This window comes from Vibrio sp. QJM3NY_15 (assembly GCF_057785995.1).
In genome coordinates, this window is the sequence record NZ_CM173518.1 from 1596342 (window position 1) to 1616315 (window position 19974).

The 19974-nt window shown below is 44.3% G+C and carries 19 protein-coding genes; 14 read left to right on the forward strand and 5 right to left on the reverse strand.

The window, feature by feature from the left end:
- The first annotated feature begins 2 nt into the window (after positions 1-2).
- The 4 genes from AC3CKG_RS23375 (at position 3) to AC3CKG_RS23390 (ending at position 2955) form a co-directional block, all read left to right on the forward strand.
- On the forward strand, positions 3-467 hold the full coding sequence (locus tag AC3CKG_RS23375; protein WP_488529476.1) for a GNAT family N-acetyltransferase: 465 nt from the start codon (positions 3-5) through the stop codon (positions 465-467).
- Between the two features lie 99 nt (positions 468-566).
- Positions 567-1799 (forward strand): glycosyltransferase family 4 protein, encoded by a 1233-nt coding sequence (locus tag AC3CKG_RS23380; RefSeq protein ID WP_488529477.1) that lies wholly within the window; start codon positions 567-569, stop codon positions 1797-1799.
- 248 nt (positions 1800-2047) lie between these two features.
- A complete protein-coding gene (locus AC3CKG_RS23385; RefSeq protein WP_488529478.1) occupies positions 2048-2524 on the forward strand; it encodes a YeeE/YedE family protein in 477 nt (158 codons plus the stop codon).
- Positions 2524-2955 carry a DUF6691 family protein gene (locus AC3CKG_RS23390; protein WP_488529479.1) on the forward strand — a complete coding sequence of 144 codons (432 nt, stop codon included), beginning with the start codon at positions 2524-2526 and terminating at the stop codon, positions 2953-2955. Before AC3CKG_RS23385 ends, AC3CKG_RS23390 begins: the two co-directional genes overlap by 1 nt.
- A gap of 101 nt (positions 2956-3056) precedes the next feature.
- Here AC3CKG_RS23390 and AC3CKG_RS23395 read toward each other — a convergent pair whose 3' ends face one another.
- The gene (locus AC3CKG_RS23395) at positions 3057-3932 is read right to left on the reverse strand and encodes an endonuclease/exonuclease/phosphatase family protein (protein WP_488529480.1); all 876 of its coding nucleotides are present in this window, start codon (positions 3930-3932) and stop codon (positions 3057-3059) included.
- Positions 3933-4235: 303 nt separating this feature from the next.
- Here AC3CKG_RS23395 and nrdD point away from each other — a divergent pair, with 303 nt between their 5' ends.
- Positions 4236-6356: an anaerobic ribonucleoside-triphosphate reductase gene (nrdD, locus tag AC3CKG_RS23400; protein ID WP_017109601.1), complete on the forward strand. Its 2121-nt coding sequence runs from the start codon at positions 4236-4238 to the stop codon at positions 6354-6356.
- A gap of 123 nt (positions 6357-6479) precedes the next feature.
- Positions 6480-6950, forward strand: a complete 471-nt coding sequence (gene nrdG, locus AC3CKG_RS23405) for an anaerobic ribonucleoside-triphosphate reductase-activating protein (RefSeq protein WP_102555045.1) — start codon at positions 6480-6482, stop codon at positions 6948-6950.
- 159 nt (positions 6951-7109) lie between these two features.
- On the opposite strand, the gene AC3CKG_RS23410 is transcribed toward nrdG, so the two are convergent.
- Positions 7110-8495 (reverse strand): MATE family efflux transporter, encoded by a 1386-nt coding sequence (locus tag AC3CKG_RS23410; protein ID WP_102314027.1) that lies wholly within the window; start codon positions 8493-8495, stop codon positions 7110-7112.
- A gap of 132 nt (positions 8496-8627) precedes the next feature.
- Between AC3CKG_RS23410 and AC3CKG_RS23415 the strand changes: the two genes are divergently transcribed.
- From AC3CKG_RS23415 to AC3CKG_RS23430, 4 genes are all read left to right on the forward strand, one after another.
- Positions 8628-9464 (forward strand): AraC family transcriptional regulator, encoded by an 837-nt coding sequence (locus AC3CKG_RS23415; RefSeq protein WP_488529481.1) that lies wholly within the window; start codon positions 8628-8630, stop codon positions 9462-9464.
- Between the two features lie 211 nt (positions 9465-9675).
- The gene (locus AC3CKG_RS23420) at positions 9676-10860 is read left to right on the forward strand and encodes an amino acid aminotransferase (protein ID WP_488529482.1); all 1185 of its coding nucleotides are present in this window, start codon (positions 9676-9678) and stop codon (positions 10858-10860) included.
- 12 nt (positions 10861-10872) lie between these two features.
- Positions 10873-11565, forward strand: a complete 693-nt coding sequence (locus AC3CKG_RS23425) for a putative ATP-dependent zinc protease (RefSeq protein WP_017107038.1) — start codon at positions 10873-10875, stop codon at positions 11563-11565.
- 319 nt (positions 11566-11884) lie between these two features.
- Positions 11885-13492, forward strand: a complete 1608-nt coding sequence (locus AC3CKG_RS23430; RefSeq protein WP_076670851.1) for an ABC-F family ATPase — start codon at positions 11885-11887, stop codon at positions 13490-13492.
- Between the two features lie 149 nt (positions 13493-13641).
- On the opposite strand, the gene AC3CKG_RS23435 is transcribed toward AC3CKG_RS23430, so the two are convergent.
- Together AC3CKG_RS23435 and AC3CKG_RS23440 are read right to left on the reverse strand one after the other, a co-directional pair.
- On the reverse strand, positions 13642-14166 hold the full coding sequence (locus AC3CKG_RS23435) for a hypothetical protein (protein ID WP_017107036.1): 525 nt from the start codon (positions 14164-14166) through the stop codon (positions 13642-13644).
- Positions 14167-14277: 111 nt separating this feature from the next.
- Entirely contained in the window at positions 14278-14679 is a 402-nt protein-coding gene (locus tag AC3CKG_RS23440; RefSeq protein ID WP_102268148.1) for a YgiW/YdeI family stress tolerance OB fold protein, read from the reverse strand.
- Between the two features lie 285 nt (positions 14680-14964).
- Here AC3CKG_RS23440 and AC3CKG_RS23445 point away from each other — a divergent pair, with 285 nt between their 5' ends.
- The 4 genes from AC3CKG_RS23445 (at position 14965) to modC (ending at position 19048) form a co-directional block, all read left to right on the forward strand.
- Entirely contained in the window at positions 14965-16425 is a 1461-nt protein-coding gene (locus tag AC3CKG_RS23445; RefSeq protein ID WP_488529483.1) for a cobyric acid synthase, read from the forward strand.
- A 62-nt stretch (positions 16426-16487) separates the two neighbouring features.
- The gene (modA, locus tag AC3CKG_RS23450; RefSeq protein ID WP_488529484.1) at positions 16488-17246 is read left to right on the forward strand and encodes a molybdate ABC transporter substrate-binding protein; all 759 of its coding nucleotides are present in this window, start codon (positions 16488-16490) and stop codon (positions 17244-17246) included.
- Entirely contained in the window at positions 17247-17945 is a 699-nt protein-coding gene (gene modB, locus AC3CKG_RS23455) for a molybdate ABC transporter permease subunit (protein WP_017107032.1), read from the forward strand.
- The gene (gene modC, locus AC3CKG_RS23460) at positions 17942-19048 is read left to right on the forward strand and encodes a molybdenum ABC transporter ATP-binding protein ModC (protein WP_017107031.1); all 1107 of its coding nucleotides are present in this window, start codon (positions 17942-17944) and stop codon (positions 19046-19048) included. Before modB ends, modC begins: the two co-directional genes overlap by 4 nt.
- A gap of 411 nt (positions 19049-19459) precedes the next feature.
- Here the strand turns inward: modC and AC3CKG_RS23465 are convergent, their stop codons facing one another.
- Positions 19460-19897 carry a DUF3069 domain-containing protein gene (locus AC3CKG_RS23465; protein ID WP_004731036.1) on the reverse strand — a complete coding sequence of 146 codons (438 nt, stop codon included), beginning with the start codon at positions 19895-19897 and terminating at the stop codon, positions 19460-19462.
- Positions 19898-19974 lie beyond the last annotated feature (77 nt).

Below are 19974 nucleotides of genomic sequence, written 5' to 3' on the forward strand. Positions count from 1 at the left end.
TTATGACGAAAGCCGACCTCGATGGGGCGGCTTTAGTTCACCAAGCTACTTTTGTTCGACAGCAAAACTCAAAAACTTGGTTACAATGTAACTTAAATGCTGCACCGCGCTTTCTTAACTTTGTTGCGGAGAGTGAAGGTGAGGTCGTGGGTTACATCATCTGGGTTCAGAAAAGCGGATTTAGACCTGAAGCTGTTTTAGAACTAGAGCAACTTGCCGTGTTACCAAGCGCGCAGGGGCAAGGATTGGGTAAAACGCTGATTCTAGATTCGCTGCCGCAGGTAAAACAGCATTTGGCGGAGCAAGGCTCGACGCTCAAACATGTTCTGGTTACCACCAGAGCAGACAACTTTGCACAAAAGCTTTATCAATCGACGTTGGGCGCAGAGGTCGAAACCACGATTTCAAACCTGTACTCAGCTGATGAAGTGCTTATGATCGCTCGCAATGTAGGTGAGCGAATCTGATCGCTGAGTTATTAGAACCCATTATAATCAGCGATCTAAATTGATTTACGTTTAATTAGGGACTTCTACAGTCCCTTTTGTTATTTCTTAGGAAGTGTTTTGAAGAAAGTTTTAGCAATTGGCTACGTTTGGCCAGAACCGAATTCATCGGCGGCGGGCAGCCATATGATGTCACTTTTACGCCTGTTCAAGAGACAAGGTTGGTCCGTTGAATTTGCAACGCCAGCTCAAGAAACCGAGCACATGATCGATCTCTCTGAAGAGGGCATCACGAGCCAATCCATACAGTTGAATTGCGATAGCTTTGACCAGTACATCGAAGAGCTGCAACCCGATGTCGTGATATTTGACCGTTTCATGATGGAAGAGCAGTTTGGTTGGCGTGTTGAGAAAGTATGCCCGAATGCCTTTAAGTTACTGGATACGGAAGACTTGCAGTTCCTACGTAACGCGCGCCATGAAGCGGTTAAGAAAGAGACTGAACTGACCAAAGCGCATTTGTACAGTGACTTGGCTAAACGTGAAATTGCCGCAATCTTACGCTGTGATCTTTCATTGATCATTTCAAGTTACGAGATGGAATTGCTCCAATCTGAGTTCAATATCGATCCAAAGTTACTACATCATCTCCCGTTCATGGTTGACCTCAATACGCTGCCTGAAAGCACGAAAATCTTTGAAGAACGTAAGCATTTCATAACGATAGGTAATTTTAGACACGCACCGAACTGGGATGCAGTGCTTCAGTTACAGAAGATTTGGCCGAAGGTTCGCAAGCAGTTACCTGACACTGAACTTCATATTTACGGATCTTACCCTCCGCCGAAAGCAACGGCTTTGCACAACCCTAAAACCGGTTTCCATATCAAAGGTTGGGCTAAAGACGTTCAAGAAGTGATGGAACAGGCACGTGTGTGTGTCGCGCCACTGCGTTTTGGTGCGGGCATTAAAGGTAAGTTGCTTGATGCGATGAAGCTTCAAACTCCAAACGTGACCAGTGAAATTGGTAGTGAAGGCATGTTGCCGCAAGGCAATTTGCAATGGCCGGGCGCGGTTGCAGACGATATTGATGAGTTTGTTGAGCAAGCTGTAGCTCTCTATAAAGATGAAGAGAAATGGCTTAAGGCACAAAGCCAATGTCATTCAATCCTTGCAGCGCACTACGAGCAGAATCAACTGGGCGACACATTGATTGAGAGATTAACTGCATTAGAGTCCGATCTTGAATCTCATCGACTGGATAACTTCTTTGGTTCGATGCTTAAGCACCACAGCATGGCAAGCACTAAGTACATGTCGCAGTGGATAGCTGAAAAGAACAAGACCAAGTAACAGACACAATAAACCGAATCAAATAATAAGCCCTTAGGTTAACGCCTAGGGGCTTTTTTCATGTAGGACGCTTATTAATTCCAGACTTACAAACTGAAACATACTAGCAATACATTAGCATTGACTAATTTATATTTATTAGTAAACTCTAATTTATATTTATTAGTAAAGACTAATTTAAAGTTGCGACGAGTTAAATTTAAGCAGTAACGAGTTAGATTCGAGTTGTTAGATGGGAGAGGTCGGTGATGAGTTTAATACCTTGGGATGCATTGTTCGGTGGCATGTTGTTAGGCGCGTCGGCCATTATTCTTATGTTAGGAATAGGGCGAGTAGCAGGAATTAGCGGTATTGTTAGCCGATTATTGCCATTAGGCTCGGACAATAATGCAACTAAGGCTTCTCAAGCAGGTTCGGACAGCAACATTGAGAGGACCGAAAAGCACTGGCGCATTGCCTTTGTTGTGGGAATGGTCGCAAGTGGTTGGCTATTGATTCCGACGGGTTACCAACTTCCACAGTTAGAAGAGATGAATCTTGGTTTAGTGATTATTGCTGGTCTTTTGGTCGGCTTTGGTACTAAAACAGCGAACGGTTGTACTAGCGGCCATGGCATTGTCGGAATGGCTCGTTTATCTAAACGTTCTATTGTTGCGACCTGTGTATTTATGGGTGTGGCAATCGTAACCGTGTTTATCAAGAACTTGATTGGCTTGGGGGCATAATGAAAAACGCTTCATTTACTATCGTTATCGGTTTAGTTGCAGGTATTCTGTTTGGGTCAGGAATGATCATCTCAGGCATGGTTGATCCTGAGAAGGTACTCGGCTTCTTAGACATAACCTGTAACTGGGACATTAGCTTGGCATTCGTCATGGGTGGCGCGCTGTTGGTCTTCGCTCCGTTTTATCATCTGGTCATTAAAAAGCGTGCTAAAGCGATCAATGGCGAGCCGTTAGATAGCCGTAACAATCCACTAATCGACAGAAAGCTGATTCTTGGCTCTATAGCGTTTGGCTTAGGCTGGGGGATTGCAGGCTTTTGCCCTGGCCCTTCGGTAACCAGCCTAAGTGGCGGCAACCCGACGGTCTGGGTGTTTATGGTCAGCATGCTGGTGGGAATGTGGCTAGCGGGTCGTACGAATAAAACTTGCTAGCGTTTAACCTATCGCTTATCGCATAGGCTTTATATGAGCATTTGATAAGCTGACTCGCTTTAATTAGAAAGCCAGTCAGCCTCTTTTTACATCTCTATCTACTATTTAATAGTCGTTGAAACTGGGCAGTGGTCGCTGAGTTTGTAGTCCAACACATCTTGCGTTTCAAATACCTTTTGCTTCGCAGGAGTAGCATCTAAGGACTTACTTAGCACAATATGGTCTATTACTGAACGGAACTGGTGCGTGCGGTGGTTATTACGATTTGAGCGAACCTTACAATCTGCTCGAGTTTTTCTTGTTGCCAATTGCGCATCGGTGTTTTGCGTCATATCTTTCCACATCCAATCTCTTGTATAGGAGAGGTTGTGGTTAAAGTCGCCCAGAATCGCGTAGTCTTCGCCTTTACGTTCTCTTTGTTGTATCCACTTATTCAGTTGTTGAGCTTGGTCTTTGAGCCTTGAACAGTCACGGTTAGATTTATACGCGCCGCTGCAACCCGCCTTTAAATGCACTGACAACATGTGAATTGGTTTTGTGTCCGTTTCTAAAACCATATAGCTGGCAAACCTAAGCTTGCTGTTAGCACTCGTTTCTAGAGGAAAGTCAGCGTAGTCAGTGAGAGCGATTCCTTGACGAACCGCGAAGCCCGTATATTGATTCACTTCTTTGAATTGTAGGTTACTGTTTTCTGGTAATGCTCGGTCAGATATTAATATCTTGTATTGATCGCCCGCGATGCGCTGAATGGCATTTACGTCATCGACTTCTTGGAAAGCCACCACATCCGCATTTAAGGATTGAAAATACTGTTCGAGTTTATCGAAATCCGCTTGATCACGTTGGGCAGAAAACTTATTCACAGCCACATTGGTTGATAACCATTCGATATTCCAACTGGATATGGTCAAAGGTTCAGCAAATGCGTGGCTGCTGAGTAAGCAACCTAGCATTACCCACTTTTGAAGTCGTTTCATTCCAAATATCCCTAATTTTGTCGTCCAATATAGTTGAGCCGTTATCCTACAACACTTACCAAAAATTCAACTCTTTTTAGCAGTTTTTTTATTGTTACATTGTTTCTTTTCGACTTGAGAACTCACGTAATAATATTGGATTTATCTTGTTCAGCGTGCGCGTTTTGTTGATCCAAATCAATACTCAAAGTTGGTGGTTCTCGTTAAATACGCCACAATATCTAGTGTTAGTTAAACGATAAATCGCTCTATATAGTGTGTTTGTGGATAAGTCTGTGAATACCTCAAGAGTAAGGAGAAGTGGTGAAATCAATCGTAATCAAGCGTGATGGCTCAAGAGCTCCATTCAGTAGAGATCGCATCCAAGCTGCAGTGGAAGCAGCATCAGACAAAGCCGATAAGGAAATTGCTATTTATGCTCTGAATGTGGCATTAGCAGTTGAGTTGAAGCTCGAAGACTACGATGAAGTTCATATCTCTGAAATTCAAACCATGGTCGAGAACGAGCTAATGCAGGGACCTTATAAGTCTCTGGCTCGTGCTTACATTGAATATCGTCATGACCGCGACATCGCACGTGAAAAGCAAAGCGCTTTAACGCGTGAAATCGAAGGTTTGATCGAAGAAAGCAATGTTGATCTGATCAATGAGAATGCCAACAAAGACGGTAAAGTTATCCCAACTCAGCGTGATTTGCTGGCGGGTATCGTGGCTAAACACTATGCGAAAACTCACATTTTGCCGCGTGACATCGTACAAGCTCACGAATGTGGTGACATTCACTACCACGATCTAGACTACGCACCGTTCTTCCCAATGTTTAACTGTATGCTTATCGATCTGAAAGGCATGTTAACGCATGGCTTCAAGATGGGTAACGCGGAAATCGACACACCTAAGTCTATTTCTACGGCGACAGCGGTAACCGCGCAGATCATCGCACAAGTGGCAAGCCACATTTACGGCGGCACAACGATCAACCGCATCGATGAGGTTCTAGAACCTTACGTAATGGCGAGTTACGAGAAGCATTTATCATTAGCGAAAGAGTGGGATATTCATAGCCCAGAAGCTTTTGCTATCTCTCGTACCGAGAAAGAGTGTTACGACGCGTTCCAATCTCTGGAATACGAAGTAAACACACTTCACACCGCTAATGGTCAAACACCATTCGTCACGTTTGGTTTCGGTCTTGGCGAAAGCTGGGGTTCAAAACTTATCCAGCAATCTATCTTGAAGAACCGCATTGCAGGTTTGGGTAAGAACCGCAAAACAGCGGTATTCCCTAAACTGGTATTTGCAATCAAAGATGGCTTGAACCACCAGAAGCAAGATCCAAACTATGACATCAAGCAATTGGCGCTTGAGTGTGCATCTAAGCGTATGTATCCAGACATTCTTAACTACGACAAAGTGGTAGAAGTGACAGGGTCATTCAAAACGCCTATGGGTTGCCGTAGCTTCTTGAATACTTACGAAGAAAATGGTGAGTTGATTCATGAAGGCCGTAACAACTTAGGTGTTGTTAGCTTGAACTTGCCACGTATTGCGATTAACGCAAAACAAGATATGGCTAAGTTCTACGAACTGCTTGATGAAAAATTGAAGCTAGCTCGTCGCGCTCTAGAAACTCGTATTTCGCGTCTAGAAAACGTGAAAGCGCGTGTTGCGCCAATCCTATACATGGAAGGTGCCTGTGGCGTTCGCTTGAAAGCAGACGATTCTATTGCCGATATCTTCAAGAATGGCCGTGCGTCGGTTTCTCTTGGTTACATTGGCATCCATGAAGCGATGACAGCACTTTACGGCACAGACGTTCACCTGTATGACGATGGCGAAATGCGTGCTAAAGCGCTTGAGCTGGTGGAGTACATGAAGCGTGAAGTGGAATCTTGGACAAAAGAGACAGGTTACGCGTTCAGCTTATACGGCACACCAAGTGAAAACCTATGCAGCCGTTTCTGCAGCATCGACACCAAAGAGTTTGGTGTAATTGATGGTGTAACTGACCGTGGCTACTACACAAACAGCTTCCACTTAGACGTACAGAAGAAAGTGAACCCATACGACAAGATCGATTTCGAGATGCCTTATCCAGAAATCTCTAGCGGTGGTTTCATCTGTTACGGCGAATTCCCGAACATGCAGAAGAACATCGAAGCGCTAGAAAACGTATGGGACTACAGCTACACACGTGTTCCTTACTACGGCACCAACACGCCAATTGATGAGTGCTACGAATGTGGCTACAACGGTGAGTTCGACTGTACAAGTAAAGGCTTTACGTGTCCTAAGTGTGGTAACCATGACTCAACCAAAGTGTCGGTAACGCGCCGCGTTTGTGGTTACCTTGGTAGCCCAGATGCACGACCATTTAACTTCGGTAAGCAAGAAGAAGTTAAACGCCGCGTGAAGCACCTTTAGTCAGGTCTAAGAGTACTAGAAATAAGATTGGTATCGGCTCAATGTCGATACCAATTCTTTTGTTTCAGTTCTTACAGCACTTCGTTCAAAATATTAAGCCATCACGAGTTTCAATACTGCCTTATGAATTATCATCAATATCACCCAATCGACGTTGTAAACGGCCCAGGAACACGCTGCACTTTGTTTGTGTCGGGTTGTGTACACCAGTGTCGCGGGTGTTATAACCAGTCGACGCAAAGGTTGGACTCTGGGCATTTGTTCACTCAAGAACTGCAAGACCAAATTATTGCTGATCTCAATGATCCGCGGATTAAACGTCGTGGCTTATCGCTTTCTGGTGGTGATCCACTGCATCCGGCAAACGTGTCTGAAGTGCTTAAGTTGGTTCAACGTGTGAAAGCGGAATGCGAAGGCAAAGACATCTGGATGTGGACGGGTTACGAGCTCGATGAGCTTGACGAAAAGCAGAAGCAAGTGCTTGAATACGTAGATACTTTGATTGATGGTCGATTCGAGCAAGATAAAGCGGATCCAATGTTAGATTGGCGTGGTAGTTCAAACCAAATCATCCATCGATTTACTGACTTGTAGCTTTACTGACTTATAAGATTTGTTCTGATTCAGGACTCTCGTAAACAGAAAAAGAAACAGAAAAAAGGGCTTCATCATTAGCGTAATGCTACAAATCAGCCCTTGGGTGTGAGTTCTTTTGAATCTATCGCCTGCACGTCAGTGTCAGTTGGTACCTGTTTAAATAGGAATGTGCTCAGGCTCATCGATTAGGTTGTTTATCCATTTCTTGGATTGAATCCTCTTACTGGTTAGAACGATTTTGGCTAGCTCTTCCAGCAGCACAATCATCAAAACCCATTCTAGCGGCCACCCCAACACCAGCGCGGTAAAGTAGGCGAGGGGAATACCGATTGCCCATTGGCCAAACAGGTCGATGAAGATGCTATAGTTGATATCGCCACCACTTTTCAGCACTCCGCCTATACCAACCATATTGAAGACTCTTAATATCATGCCGAGTGCCATGACTAAGGTAACGTTAACGGCCGTATCTTTAAGCTCTAAGTGAGTAAGATCGATCATGTATACGATCGCGGGTTTAGCAAACCAGCACAATAAGGCTAATAGAGCCGCAAGCCCACAGCTGACCAATACATACCCCCAAGCTGTATTCTCAACACGCTGATAGTTCTTCGCGCCGATCTCGTTACCTAGAATGATTGAAGCCGCGACGGCAAACCCCATGAACGCCGAGATTAAGATGCTTTCAACAGGCGATAACAGTGAAATGATCGCAAGCTCTCCAACCCCCATTTGTCCAACGATCACGTTATAAATCAGTATTCCACCCGCCCAGGCCGTATCATGAACCAACATAGGTATAGCTATCGTGAAGTACTTCTTTCTGTGCTTCGGTAATATCGCATCTCGCCAATTGCTTAGTGTTGGAAATAGGTGGGCGTAGTGTCTCTTTGCCATAGCAAGCAGGGCAACCGTTTGAAAGAATCTAGACACCGTAGTACCAATTGCCGCGCCAACCACCCCCAGTTCTGGAAATCCAAACAAGCCAAAGATCAATAAGGCATTGAGGATCGCATTGACGATGATCGCCCAGATGCTGATCTTGGTGGGTAGCCTAGCTTCGCCGACCGATCGCAGTGCGCTTTCTAGTGGTACTACTATCGCGGTACCAATAAGGCTGGCTCCTGTTATCCAAAGGTAATCCGTTGCCAATCGGATGTAATCAGGGTCTGAGGCCACCACAGACACTACTGATTCAGGAACCAATGTATAGATGAACACAAAGGGGATGATGGCAAAGATCGACAGTGCCCATGATTGCGCTAGTGTACGTCGAATTCCGTTGAAATCACCGGCGCCAAAATATTGCGAAGCTAGCACGCTCACAGCTCCGCTTATCCCCGATACCATGATCAAGTTGAAGAAGAAGATACGATTGCCAACACCAACAGCGGCGGTTGCAGAATCACCAAGCTGATTGACCATAAAAATATCGACCACGCCTAGCAATGAAAACAACATGGTTTGCAGTGAGACAGGTAAACCAATGTGTAATAGTTTTTGCCAAAACTCTTTGTCTAAATGACGATATGTCGAGAGCATCGCATTTCCCCTCTAGTGAATATGCGAGAAGTTTATCGGCATTTGTTTTAACTGTATTGTTCAGACTCATCACAAACTTTTGCCAAACTATCTAGTTTAGTGGTTTCGCAACTTATACGAGCTAGCAATTGAATGAGTGAGAAACAAGAACAGTACGAGATCTCCGAAAAGACACACCAAGAGTTTGTCGATCAAAGCCATGTTTTGGCATTTGAAGAGCTCGGTATCGTTCAATGTGGGACGGCGTCGTGTCGAGACTTCTTTTCGGTGTATCGGAAAAACCAACAGAAACACATGCTGTTGTATACCGTGAGAGGAAAAGGTTGGTTAGAAAGTGGGGCGTGTCGTTACATTTTAGAACCGGGTTCGTGCATTACTGTTCCTGCAGGCATAGAGAATGGCTTTGGTATTGAAGAAGAAACATGGCAGATCGCATGGATCTTTCTCTCGCCTAATAAACAATGGGAAAATGTTGTCACTGATGAAGTGAGTTATGCGCTGTCTCCGGCAGCAGAAGTCGTCTCGTCGTGCATTCACACTCTGTTGAGAAGCATTGCTTTACCCATCGATTTGGGTGGTGCGATTGCCATACACAGCGTAGCCCAAATAGAATTCATGATTAATGCGCCGGTCCCGCAACAGCAGTCACGAAATTTGCTTCGCTTAAGACGCGTGTTCGACAACGTACAAAAGCAGCTTCACAAAGAGTGGAACGTTCATGAACTCGCGAGCTTATTCCCTTGCTCAGAGCCGCATTTCCATCGCTTGTGTCAACGATATTATTCTCATAGCCCGATGACCCACATTATGCGCATGAGAATGGAGTACGCTGCTCGATTACTCAGGTCGAGTGATTGGTCGATTCAACATATCGGTGAGATAGTTGGGTATCCCAATGCTGCTAACTTCAGCACCCGATTTAAGGCTTGGTCGGGAATGACACCAAGGCAATTCAAACAGAGTGTTTGATCGATGTAGCTGCGAGAGGTAAAACAATAAAGCTTATATATTGCGTAATTGTCTCTTAACTGTTCGAAAATTAAACTATATCTTCGCTTAAAATGACCAATCTCTGATTACTTCTGGTAACTAAGCTCTTCTATTAAAAAATGTTTCTGATTTTAGTACGAAAATGTTAACGTGAAATCCATTACTTGAATTTCAAAGGGTTGTGACTTTCATGTTTTCACATCTACCAAAACCAACTTTAGATCCAATTTTATCTCTTTCTGTCGCTTACCGTGGCGATCCTCGTACTGACAAAGTCGATTTAGGCATTGGCGTTTACAAAAACGACCAAGGCGAAACACCTATCATGAAAGCCGTTTCTATGGCTCAAGATATTGTTGTCGAGACTCAGAAAACCAAAGCTTACGTTGGCCTAGCAGGCTGTGAAGAGTTTAACCAGAGCATGGTTGATCTTTTGCTTAAAGGGACTTCTGCAATGGATCGTGTAGCCGCGATTCAAACACCGGGTGCAAGTGGTGCACTTCGTATGTTGGGCGACTTAATGAAAGTTTCTCAACCAGACACCACAGTTTGGATTTCAAACCCAAGCTACGTTAACCATAAACCGGTGATGGAAGCGGCAGGCTTAAAAGTTCGATACTACAATTACTTCAGTCTTGAAACGAAGCAAGTTGATGTTGCAAGAATGATGGAAGACCTATCAACAGCGGGTCCATCAGACGTGGTACTACTTCACGGTTGTTGCCATAACCCAACGGGTGCTGATATCAATTTTGAAGCGTGGCAGGAAATTACTAAGTTATCGCAAAAGAATGGTTTCTTACCGTTCGTTGATATTGCCTACCAAGGCTTTGGCGATGGCCTAGAAGAAGACGCGAAAGGTCTTCAACACATGGCTAACAATGTTGAAGAAATGCTGATCACAACGTCTTGCTCGAAGAACTTTGGTTTGTATCGTGAAAGAACGGGCGCGGCGATCGTTATCGGCAAAAACAGCGAACACGTTGGCAACGCAAGAGGCAAACTTCTTACGCTGGCTCGTTCAACTTACACTATGCCGCCAGATCACGGTGCTGCTCTGGTTAAAACAATTCTTCAGAATCAAGAGCTAACGAAGATTTGGAAGCAAGAGTTGAGTGAAATGCAGCAACGTTTGTTAAATCTGCGCCAAAGTTTATGTGATGAATTGCGAAATACTTATAACACGTCACAATTTGACTTCATTGAAAGCCATAAAGGTATGTTTAGTGTACTAGGCTTTAAAGAAACTCAAATGAATCAATTACGTGAAGAATATGGAGTCTATGGTGTTGGTGATGGACGCATCAATATTGCAGGCCTTTCCGAATCTCATATTCCTTACGTAGCAAAGGCGATAGCCAACGTATCAAAATAAAAAGGTGACTGAATGTACAATTGGAAAGCGATTATAACCCTGATGTTAAGTGGTGGCCTGTTTGCTTGTTCGACGACGACTCAAGTTCCTGTCGAGCCAGAGCAAAAGCCGCAAATCGAACAACCTGTTGTTGACGATTCTTCGAAGGGTGAGACTGAAGCAACGGAAGGCGAGAAAGTAACGGAACCTACAGAAAAGCCTGAAGAAGTAAAACCAGTAGAACCTGAAGTAAAGCCTGCACCTGTTGAAAAGCCAGTTGAGAAGGCCAGAAAAACAAGTGATGGTAAATTGATCCTTGGTGAAGAAGAGTGGGTGTTTGTTCCTGGTCTTAAAGAAGCATTCAAAGCTCGTGTCGATACCGGTGCGACGACTTCATCAATCAGTGCAGTCGATATTGTTGATTTTGAACGTGACGGTAAAGATTGGGTTAAATTTAAGATTGAACATGACGGCATCACAACGGAAGAGGTGAGCTTACCTGTAGAACGTTGGGTGAAGATCAAACAATCAAGTGCTGAAGGCACACAACGACGTGCTGTTGTTGTCGCTTCAATTCAAATCGGCGACCTAAAAGACAAGACTGAGTTTACGTTAGCAGACCGAACGCATCTTTCTTTCCCACTTCTGTTGGGTAGAAGCTTCTTTAGAGATGTTGCGGTAGTAGATGTAAGCCAAAAATACGTTCAAAAGAAAATTACTAAATAACGGTTCATCTTGTCACCTCCTCATCAAGCCTTTTGGTCTTGAAGAGAGGTAGCTTTAACAGAACACTTTAGTATCGATAAATAGAATCCCTGTCAGTTCAACTGGTGGGGATTTTTCTATTTACACGTTAATAACGTATGAAAAGCATCTAAATGGTCTATGTTTACCATTCGTTTACTGTTTAGCCTCGACAACGTGATCGAGATCTCTATATAATCCGCGCTTCGATTTTTGTTTAATCCATACTTTCGTACTTCTTATTTAGGTTATTGAAATAGTCTAATAATTATCTGTCAGTACACGCTTAGGAATTAGTTCTTTGATATCTACCGCGAACATCACAATGCAATTTGGCGCAGAGCCGCTGTTTGAAAACATCTCTGCTAAATTTGGTAACGGCAACCGCTATGGTTTGATCGGCGCCAATGGTTGCGGCAAATCAACGTTCATGAAAATCCTAAGTGGTGCATTAACGCCAAGCTCAGGTAACGTTTCTATCACTCCTGGTGAAAAACTGGGTGTGCTAAGCCAAGATCAGTTCGCATTCGAACAATACAGCGTTATCGACGTTGTGATCATGGGCGACAGAAAGCTGTGGGAAGTAAAACAAGAACGTGACCGTATTTACTCTTTGCCAGAAATGAGCGAAGACGATGGTATGAAAGTCGCTGAGCTTGAAAGCGAATTCGCGGAAATGGATGGCTACACAGCAGAAAGCCGTGCAGGTGACATCCTGATCCAAGCGGGTATCGAAGAAGAGTTTCACTTCGGCCTGATGCAGCAAGTTGCTCCGGGTTGGAAACTGCGTGTGCTATTGGCACAGGCACTGTTCGCAAACCCAGATATCTTGCTTCTTGATGAACCAACTAACAACTTGGACATTCACACGATTAACTGGCTTGCTGAAGAGCTAAACCAGCGTAAATGTACAATGATCATCATTTCGCACGATAGACACTTCCTGAACTCTGTGTGTACACACATGGCGGATATCGACTACGGCGAGTTACGTGTTTACCCAGGTAACTACGAGTACTTCCTAGAAGCGTCTGGCTTGATTCGTGACCAACTTCTAGCGAGCAATGCTAAGAAAGCGGCTGAGATCAGTGAACTGCAAGACTTCGTAAACCGTTTTGGTGCGAACGCATCTAAAGCGAAACAAGCAAGTTCTCGCGCTAAGAAAATGGATAAGATCACGCTTGATGAAGTGAAATCATCGAGCCGTATGAGCCCATCAATTGATTTTGGTGAAGGCAAGAAACTACACCGTCAAGCGCTTGAACTTAAAGAGCTTGGTCACGGCTTCGATGGCGAAACATTGTTTGCTGGTGGCAACTTGCTGCTTGAAGCGGGTACACGTCTTGCCGTTATCGGTGAGAACGGTGTGGGTAAAACCACGCTGCTACGCTGTCTAGTTCAAGAACTAGAGCAAAACGAAGGTATCGTTAAATGGTCTGAAAACGCATCTGTAGGCTACTGCCCACAAGACAGCACAACAGACTTCGACAATGATTTGAGCATCTTCGATTGGATCTCACAATGGCGCACAGCGAAGCACGATGACCTAATGGTACGTGGCATTCTAGGTCGCCTATTGTTTACTGCTGATGATGCAAACAAGAAAGCACGTAACTGTTCTGGTGGTGAGAAAAACCGTCTGTTATTCGGCAAGTTAATGATGCAAGACATCAACGTACTTGTTATGGACGAACCAACGAACCACATGGACATGGAAGCAATCCAAGCTCTTAACGATGCGCTGAAGGTTTACACTGGTACGCTTATCTTCGTAAGTCATGACCGAGAGTTTGTTTCTTCACTAGCAAATCACATCATCGACGTGAAAGACCAACAGCTAGTAAGCTTCCAAGGTACTTATGAAGAGTACCTAGACCACCAGAAAAAGATGCTGATGGTTAACTTATAAGTAAATCGCTGGCTTAGGGCGTGAACGACTTAAAGCCAGCGAAACTAACAAACAAAAAAGCCCCGAACATTAATGTGTTCGGGGCTTTTTCTATTTAATTCATGTCGCTATTTATTACTCAGTAACCAAACCTAGATACGAAATCTAGATTAGAAACCAAATCGAGCCGACATTAACAGCTGATGTCCGTAAGTGCCGTTGTTTCGCATATCAAGGCCAACAGAAAGTTGATCCGTAGAGTGGAAACGTGCACCAACACCAACAATTGAATGCGTGTCGTCGTTGTCGATCAGTTGGCCTAGGCGTGCGTTAACTTCCACGTTTGCCATTAACCAAGCTCTCAAGCCAATATTGACTTCAGTTTTGATGTGGTTGTCGTCATTACGTTCAATGTTGTGTAGGAGCATTTGACCCGTAACGTCAGCAAATTGACTAATTGGACCGTTAAATCCCATACCTACAGCCGCATCCCAATCACTTTCAAATTCAGAATCGATGCGTGCAACGAAGTGTGAGTTCTGAGTGAACATTGTCGTGACTTCACCACCGAAAGTACTAGGGCTCGTACCCATGCGCAGCTCGAATGTGTTGTAGTTAAAGTTGTTTGCAGACGCAGAGAATGAACACAGTGCAGCTAACCCCAGAAGGACAGTCTTGTTTGTGCGACCTAGCATGGTGACTCCATATAAATTGTATTTTTCGGCAGTATATACAAAAAAGCCTGCAATATGCAGGCCAATTTATTGAAGTTCGCTATTTAAAGCGAGATGTTGGAATTTTGGAGCTTACAACACTTGGATATGGTCAACTTCGATCTCTGGTGTTTTGCCACCTTCGTACTCACCGAAGATACGTACTTTAGTATCAGCCGTAAGCGGTTGTGCTAGGTGGATATCGTCATCTAGCTCAATTTGAATTTCGCTCTGTCCGTCAGAGAAGATAAACGTGTCATTTTTAAGCTGACGAACAATCTTGCCATCTACAATTGCGTCCTGCTCTGAGAACATGCTTGTATCTGCAAGCAGTGTCGCAACAGAAACGGTTTCGATCGGTCCTGTGTACGCAATAGGGCTCTCGTGCTTGCTGTTGTTGGCGTGATTGGAGTTATTGTTGTTGTGGTCACCAGCCATTGCGAAAGTAGGAGCAAGAATAATAGTGGTTGCGATAGCTAATACAGTTTTTTTCATGATGAATTCCTTAATGTTGTTTTTAGTAGAAACGTTGTTCTGAATTTGAAACATTTCTTTTCGTTAGTGAGTTTTTCGTTGATACGCTTATTTTGTTTGTAAGCTTCGTTTCGATGGAGCTATTAAACAACACTAGGGTTGAATCCAGAGTGAGTAAGGTATTCATTTTCCATTCATTTTATTGAGCATCTACTCGGCAATGACGTTAAGATGGAGGCAGAGAAATATTGCCCACAGCTATAAATTGAATATTAAGAAACTAAAATATTAAGGATTGAAGTACAGATGCGAGCACCATTAAGCGCCCTTATGGTTCAAGGGACAACGTCAGATGCCGGGAAAAGTGTTTTGGTGGCAGGTTTATGCCGTGTATTGGCCAGAAAAGGCATCAAAGTGGCACCCTTTAAGCCACAAAACATGGCTTTAAACAGTGCAGTGACAAAAGATGGTGGCGAAATTGGTCGCGCGCAAGCGGTTCAGGCGCAAGCTTGTAATATTGAGCCGTCTGTTCACATGAACCCTGTATTGTTGAAGCCGAACTCAGACACGGGCGCTCAAGTCATCCTTCAAGGCCGTGCACTGAGCAATATGGAAGCAACCGGCTACCATGATTATAAGAAAGTCGCGATGAATACGGTGATCGATTCCTTCGACCGACTTTCTGCAGAATATGAAAGTGTCATGATTGAAGGTGCGGGTAGCCCAGCTGAAATTAATCTGCGTGAAAATGACATCGCCAACATGGGGTTTGCTGAGAAAGCGGACATCCCGGTGATTATCGTGGCTGATATCGACCGTGGCGGCGTGTTTGCGCACCTCTACGGCACATTGGCTCTGTTATCTGAATCTGAACAAGCTCGCGTCAAAGGTTTTGTGATTAACCGCTTTAGAGGCGATATCGCGCTGCTTCAATCTGGCCTTGATTGGTTAGAAGAGAAAACCGGTAAGCCAGTGATTGGTGTTCTGCCATATCTTCATGGTTTCAACCTTGAAGCGGAAGATGCCATCACTTCAGCCCAAGAGTCTGACGGAGAAGCTAAACTTAAAGTCGTGGTGCCTGTTCTAACCCGAATCAGCAATCACACAGACTTTGATGCGCTAAGGCTCAATCCTTCCATTGATTTACGTTACGTAGGAAAAGGCGAGCGTGTGAACAACGCGGATTTGATTATCTTGCCGGGCACAAAATCAGTAAGAGCCGATTTGGATTACTTAAAAGAGCAAGGCTGGGACAAAGATATTCAGCGCCATCTACGTTTAGGCGGCAAGGTGATGGGTATTTGTGGTGGTTACCAGATGCTAGGAAAGATCATCCACGATCCGGATGGCGTTGAGGGTGACCCCGGCAGCAGTGAAGGGCTAGGGTATCTGGATACTGAAACGACCTTAACGCAGCAGAAAACCTTAACTAACGTGTGCGGCACCATGACGCTAGATGGAAAATCAGCACAAGTAAAAGGTTATGAAATTCACGTAGGTAGGACTGATGTCAATGAAACAGCCTTACCGGTTCAGTTAGAATCAGGCTGCCTTGATGGTGCAGTGAATCAAGACAACTCGATTTTTGGTACTTACCTGCATGGCGTATTCGATAACAGTGATGCGTTATCGCTTATTTGCGAATGGGCAGGAGCTAATGATGTTACCGCGATTGACCACGAACAACTGAAAGAGTTGGGTATTAACCGAATCGCCGATGCCATCGAAGAGCACTTAAATCTTGATCTGCTGTGGCCTGAGCTTTAAGCATAGGTTTGAACTGGAAATATCGGCTAACAACTGAAACGAACAACAGATAAGTGAGAACAATGAAAAAGCTAGTCACCCTTGTCACCTTAGCATTAACGACTTCGTTGAGTTCGACTCATCTTTTGGCGGCAGAAAAGCTACGAGTTTATGCCGCATCATCTATGACTAACGCGGTTAATTTGTTGATAGAAGAGTTTGAGAAAGAACATTCAGTCGATATTGTTCCCGTTTATGCCAGTACATCGTCATTGGTAAGACAGATTGAAAGAGGGGCACCTGCGGACATTTTTATTTCAGCAAATGAAAAGTGGATGACGCATTTAGTCGACCGAAAATACGTTTCTAGTGACAATGTCACTAACCTGTGTGAAAACGAACTTGTTTTGATTTCTCCGAAAGAGACGTCGGTATCATTGGAACTCTCAGAAGGAGAACAGTGGTCTAAATTGCTGACTAATGAACGACTTGCCGTCGGTAATACGATGTCGGTGCCAGCAGGTATCTACGCTAAGGAAGCGTTAGAAGCTCTGGGTGTTTGGGGTAATGTGAGCACTCGATTGGCACCAAGTAACAATGTTCGTATGGCATTAGCCTTGGTGGAACGCAGTGAAGCGAAGCTCGGCATTGTCTACAAAACCGACGCTTTATTATCGAAAGAAGTTGATGTCGTCGCGACGTTTCCTTCAAATCTCCACACACCAATACGTTACCCTGTAGCTAAATTGAACGACAAATTAACCACGAATGATTTCTATACTTTTCTGAACGATGAAAAGGCTAAGGACATTCTGAACAGTTTTGGTTTTGAAGCGCATTAAATGATGTTTTTATCTGAGTACGAATACCAAGCCTTAATACTGAGCTTAAAAGTTGCTGGGTTTGCTATCTTATGGCTTATTCCCATCGGCATAGGCTTAGCGTGGCTGCTTGCAAAGAAACAATTTGTTGGCAAAAGCATAGTCGAGAGCATTGTGCACCTGCCTTTGGTGCTGCCTCCCGTGGTCATCGGTTATTTGTTGCTGGTGATGATGGGTAGACAAGGCGTCATTGGCTCATGGCTTAATGACGTGTTTGGTATTGTATTTAGTTTTAGCTGGAAAGGCGCGGCGCTTGCGTGTGTTGTTGTCGCGTTACCATTGATGGTTCGTTCTATCCGCCTGAGCTTAGAAACTGTTGATAGTAAGCTTGAAGAGGCTGCTGCCACATTGGGCGCTTCACCGATTCGTGTGTTCTTCACTATTACATTACCTCTGATGATCCCTGGGATCATTACCGGCACCATGCTTTCATTCGCACGAAGCTTGGGTGAGTTTGGCGCGACAATCAGCTTCGTTTCCAATATTCCCGGTGAAACTCAAACCATCCCGCTGGCTATGTATACCTTCATTGAAACCCCTGGCGCTGAAATGGAAGCGGCACGTTTGTGTGTCATTTCAATTGTTATAGCGCTTGGTTCATTAATGCTTTCTGAATGGCTTAATAAGAAGTCTGCACAGCGACTAGGAGGCAATGCATGAGTGCTTTGATCCTCCAATACCAGCAACAGTTGGGTGAAACGTTCTTTGATATTGACCTAGAACTCCCAAGTAGCGGCATTACTGCGATCTTTGGTCGTTCTGGTGCGGGAAAAACATCACTTATCAATGCGATTAGTGGCCTTAAGCAGCCAGATAAGGGCTTGATCAGCGTATCGGGAACTACCTTGTTCGACAGTGATAAGGGCATTAACTTGCCGACTCACAAACGCAATGTCGGCTATGTGTTTCAAGAGTCGCGATTGTTTCCGCACATGAAGGTGTCAGGCAATCTTAAATATGGCATCAAAGACTTCGATAAAACGCATTTCGATCAGATTGTCTCCTTGTTATCTCTCGGTTTATTGCTAGACCGTTACCCAGCGCGTTTGTCGGGGGGCGAGAAGCAACGTGTGGCGATTGGACGTGCTTTGTTGTCTAAGCCGAGTATTTTGTTGATGGATGAGCCTTTAGCGTCTCTCGACTTGCCTCGTAAGCGTGAAGTCATGCCGTTTTTGGAGAACTTATCTGAAACCGTTCAGATTCCGATCATTTACGTGACGCACAGCCTTAACGAGATTCTACGCTTGGCCAATCATCTTGTGATCATCGAGCAAGGCAAAGTCATTTCGTCGGGTGTGACAGAAGAAGTGTGGGCTTCAAGAGCGATGCAGCCGTGGCAATCATTTTCAGAACAAAGCTCATTGTTTGAGGGGACGTTGGCTGAGCACAATGACGATTATGCGTTATCTCGTTTGAAGCTTGGTAAATCGACATCGTTGTGGGTTCAGAAAGTGTCGAGCGACATTGGGGCTGCAGTAAGGTTACAAGTTAGGGCAAATGATGTCTCTATCACGCTAGAACAGCCGCAAGGCACTTCGATACGTAATATCCTTCCTGTTACCATTAAAAGCGTAGAGACGCACCAGCAAGGCTCAAATAAGCAGAGTGTTGCGGTAGAGCTGGAGCTGGAGCCTGGTTGTTACTTGTGGGCGACTATAACTTTATGGGCGTTGGATGAGTTGAGTTTAGAAATCGGTCAGCAAGTTTACGCTCAAATTAAAGGTGTGAGTGTTGCTCAACGAGATATTGCCGTTACGCACTGATTCAGATGCGCCCTTTGAGGCAATGAGTTAGATAAGTTCGCCCATTGTCTTTTCTATGTTTAAAGCTTTTCAGCGATGTTTACTGTTAGTCTGCAATATGAATACTAGTCAGCGATATGAATGTTGATCTTGATTCCATGAATGGATACATGCGTCATTTTTATACGGTATAACTGCCAGTTTTGCGTCACACTGTATGAGTGCTAAGGCATATTGTTTGCTCTAACTGTAAGAGTGACAAGAGCTGCAATGACAAATTCTGCATCAGCGCAAGAACGCGACGAACGACGAAATTAAGCAACGAACAGACAAAGCAGCAGGCACAAAAAAGCCGCATGTTTGAAGTAACATACGGCTTAATCATTAAGTTTTCATTAAGCACTCAACCTAAATTTAGGTGAGATGAATGGCTTATCGGATGAAAACTTCTTTAAAATCACGCTTCAAGATAGCATCACGGCGTGCTTTCTTGATTTGCTTAGCCATATCTTTTACACAGTTATGTAAAATTTGGTCAAGCAGTTGAGCTCGGTACTCTTCTTTTTCTTCATCAGACATGCCTTCTGGAAGTTTAAGAGTAGGGAACTCTTCCATCATGTTAACGCCAGCGAAAGCTTGGCTAACAGAGATTAGAGCGTGGAATTGCTCAAAGTTGTCCAAAACATTTTGTGCGCTTGCTGGAAGGCTGCTCCAAGTTTCACGCACTGCTTCTTCAGACACCTCGTGAATAGAAGTAACCATGTTGTGCATCTCTTTAGGCACTTCATCAAATTCGATAACTTGGCGAAGCTCTGGTGAGATAGTGGTTAAATCGATTTCTTGTACTTCGTTGTTTGTAGCGTCTGACATAGTATTTCTCTTTAAAAAGAAACAATGCTAAAAAGATCTGTAAAAAAGTCAATATAATATAGAGATTAGGGCATGAA

Excerpts from the sequence above, each read along its gene's own strand:
- AC3CKG_RS23375 (WP_488529476.1), top strand. The coding sequence starts at position 3 with ATGACGAAAGCCGACCTCGATGGGGCGGCTTTAGTTCACCAAGCTACT.
- AC3CKG_RS23385 (WP_488529478.1), top strand. The coding sequence starts at position 2,048 with ATGAGTTTAATACCTTGGGATGCATTGTTCGGTGGCATGTTGTTAGGC.
- AC3CKG_RS23390 (WP_488529479.1), top strand. The coding sequence starts at position 2,524 with ATGAAAAACGCTTCATTTACTATCGTTATCGGTTTAGTTGCAGGTATT.
- AC3CKG_RS23395 (WP_488529480.1), bottom strand. The coding sequence starts at position 3,932 with ATGAAACGACTTCAAAAGTGGGTAATGCTAGGTTGCTTACTCAGCAGC.
- nrdG (WP_102555045.1), top strand. The coding sequence starts at position 6,480 with ATGAATTATCATCAATATCACCCAATCGACGTTGTAAACGGCCCAGGA.
- AC3CKG_RS23410 (WP_102314027.1), bottom strand. The coding sequence starts at position 8,495 with ATGCTCTCGACATATCGTCATTTAGACAAAGAGTTTTGGCAAAAACTA.
- AC3CKG_RS23415 (WP_488529481.1), top strand. The coding sequence starts at position 8,628 with ATGAGTGAGAAACAAGAACAGTACGAGATCTCCGAAAAGACACACCAA.
- AC3CKG_RS23420 (WP_488529482.1), top strand. The coding sequence starts at position 9,676 with ATGTTTTCACATCTACCAAAACCAACTTTAGATCCAATTTTATCTCTT.
- AC3CKG_RS23425 (WP_017107038.1), top strand. The coding sequence starts at position 10,873 with ATGTACAATTGGAAAGCGATTATAACCCTGATGTTAAGTGGTGGCCTG.
- AC3CKG_RS23435 (WP_017107036.1), bottom strand. The coding sequence starts at position 14,166 with ATGCTAGGTCGCACAAACAAGACTGTCCTTCTGGGGTTAGCTGCACTG.
- AC3CKG_RS23440 (WP_102268148.1), bottom strand. The coding sequence starts at position 14,679 with ATGAAAAAAACTGTATTAGCTATCGCAACCACTATTATTCTTGCTCCT.
- AC3CKG_RS23445 (WP_488529483.1), top strand. The coding sequence starts at position 14,965 with ATGCGAGCACCATTAAGCGCCCTTATGGTTCAAGGGACAACGTCAGAT.
- modA (WP_488529484.1), top strand. The coding sequence starts at position 16,488 with ATGAAAAAGCTAGTCACCCTTGTCACCTTAGCATTAACGACTTCGTTG.
- modB (WP_017107032.1), top strand. The coding sequence starts at position 17,247 with ATGATGTTTTTATCTGAGTACGAATACCAAGCCTTAATACTGAGCTTA.
- modC (WP_017107031.1), top strand. The coding sequence starts at position 17,942 with ATGAGTGCTTTGATCCTCCAATACCAGCAACAGTTGGGTGAAACGTTC.
- AC3CKG_RS23465 (WP_004731036.1), bottom strand. The coding sequence starts at position 19,897 with ATGTCAGACGCTACAAACAACGAAGTACAAGAAATCGATTTAACCACT.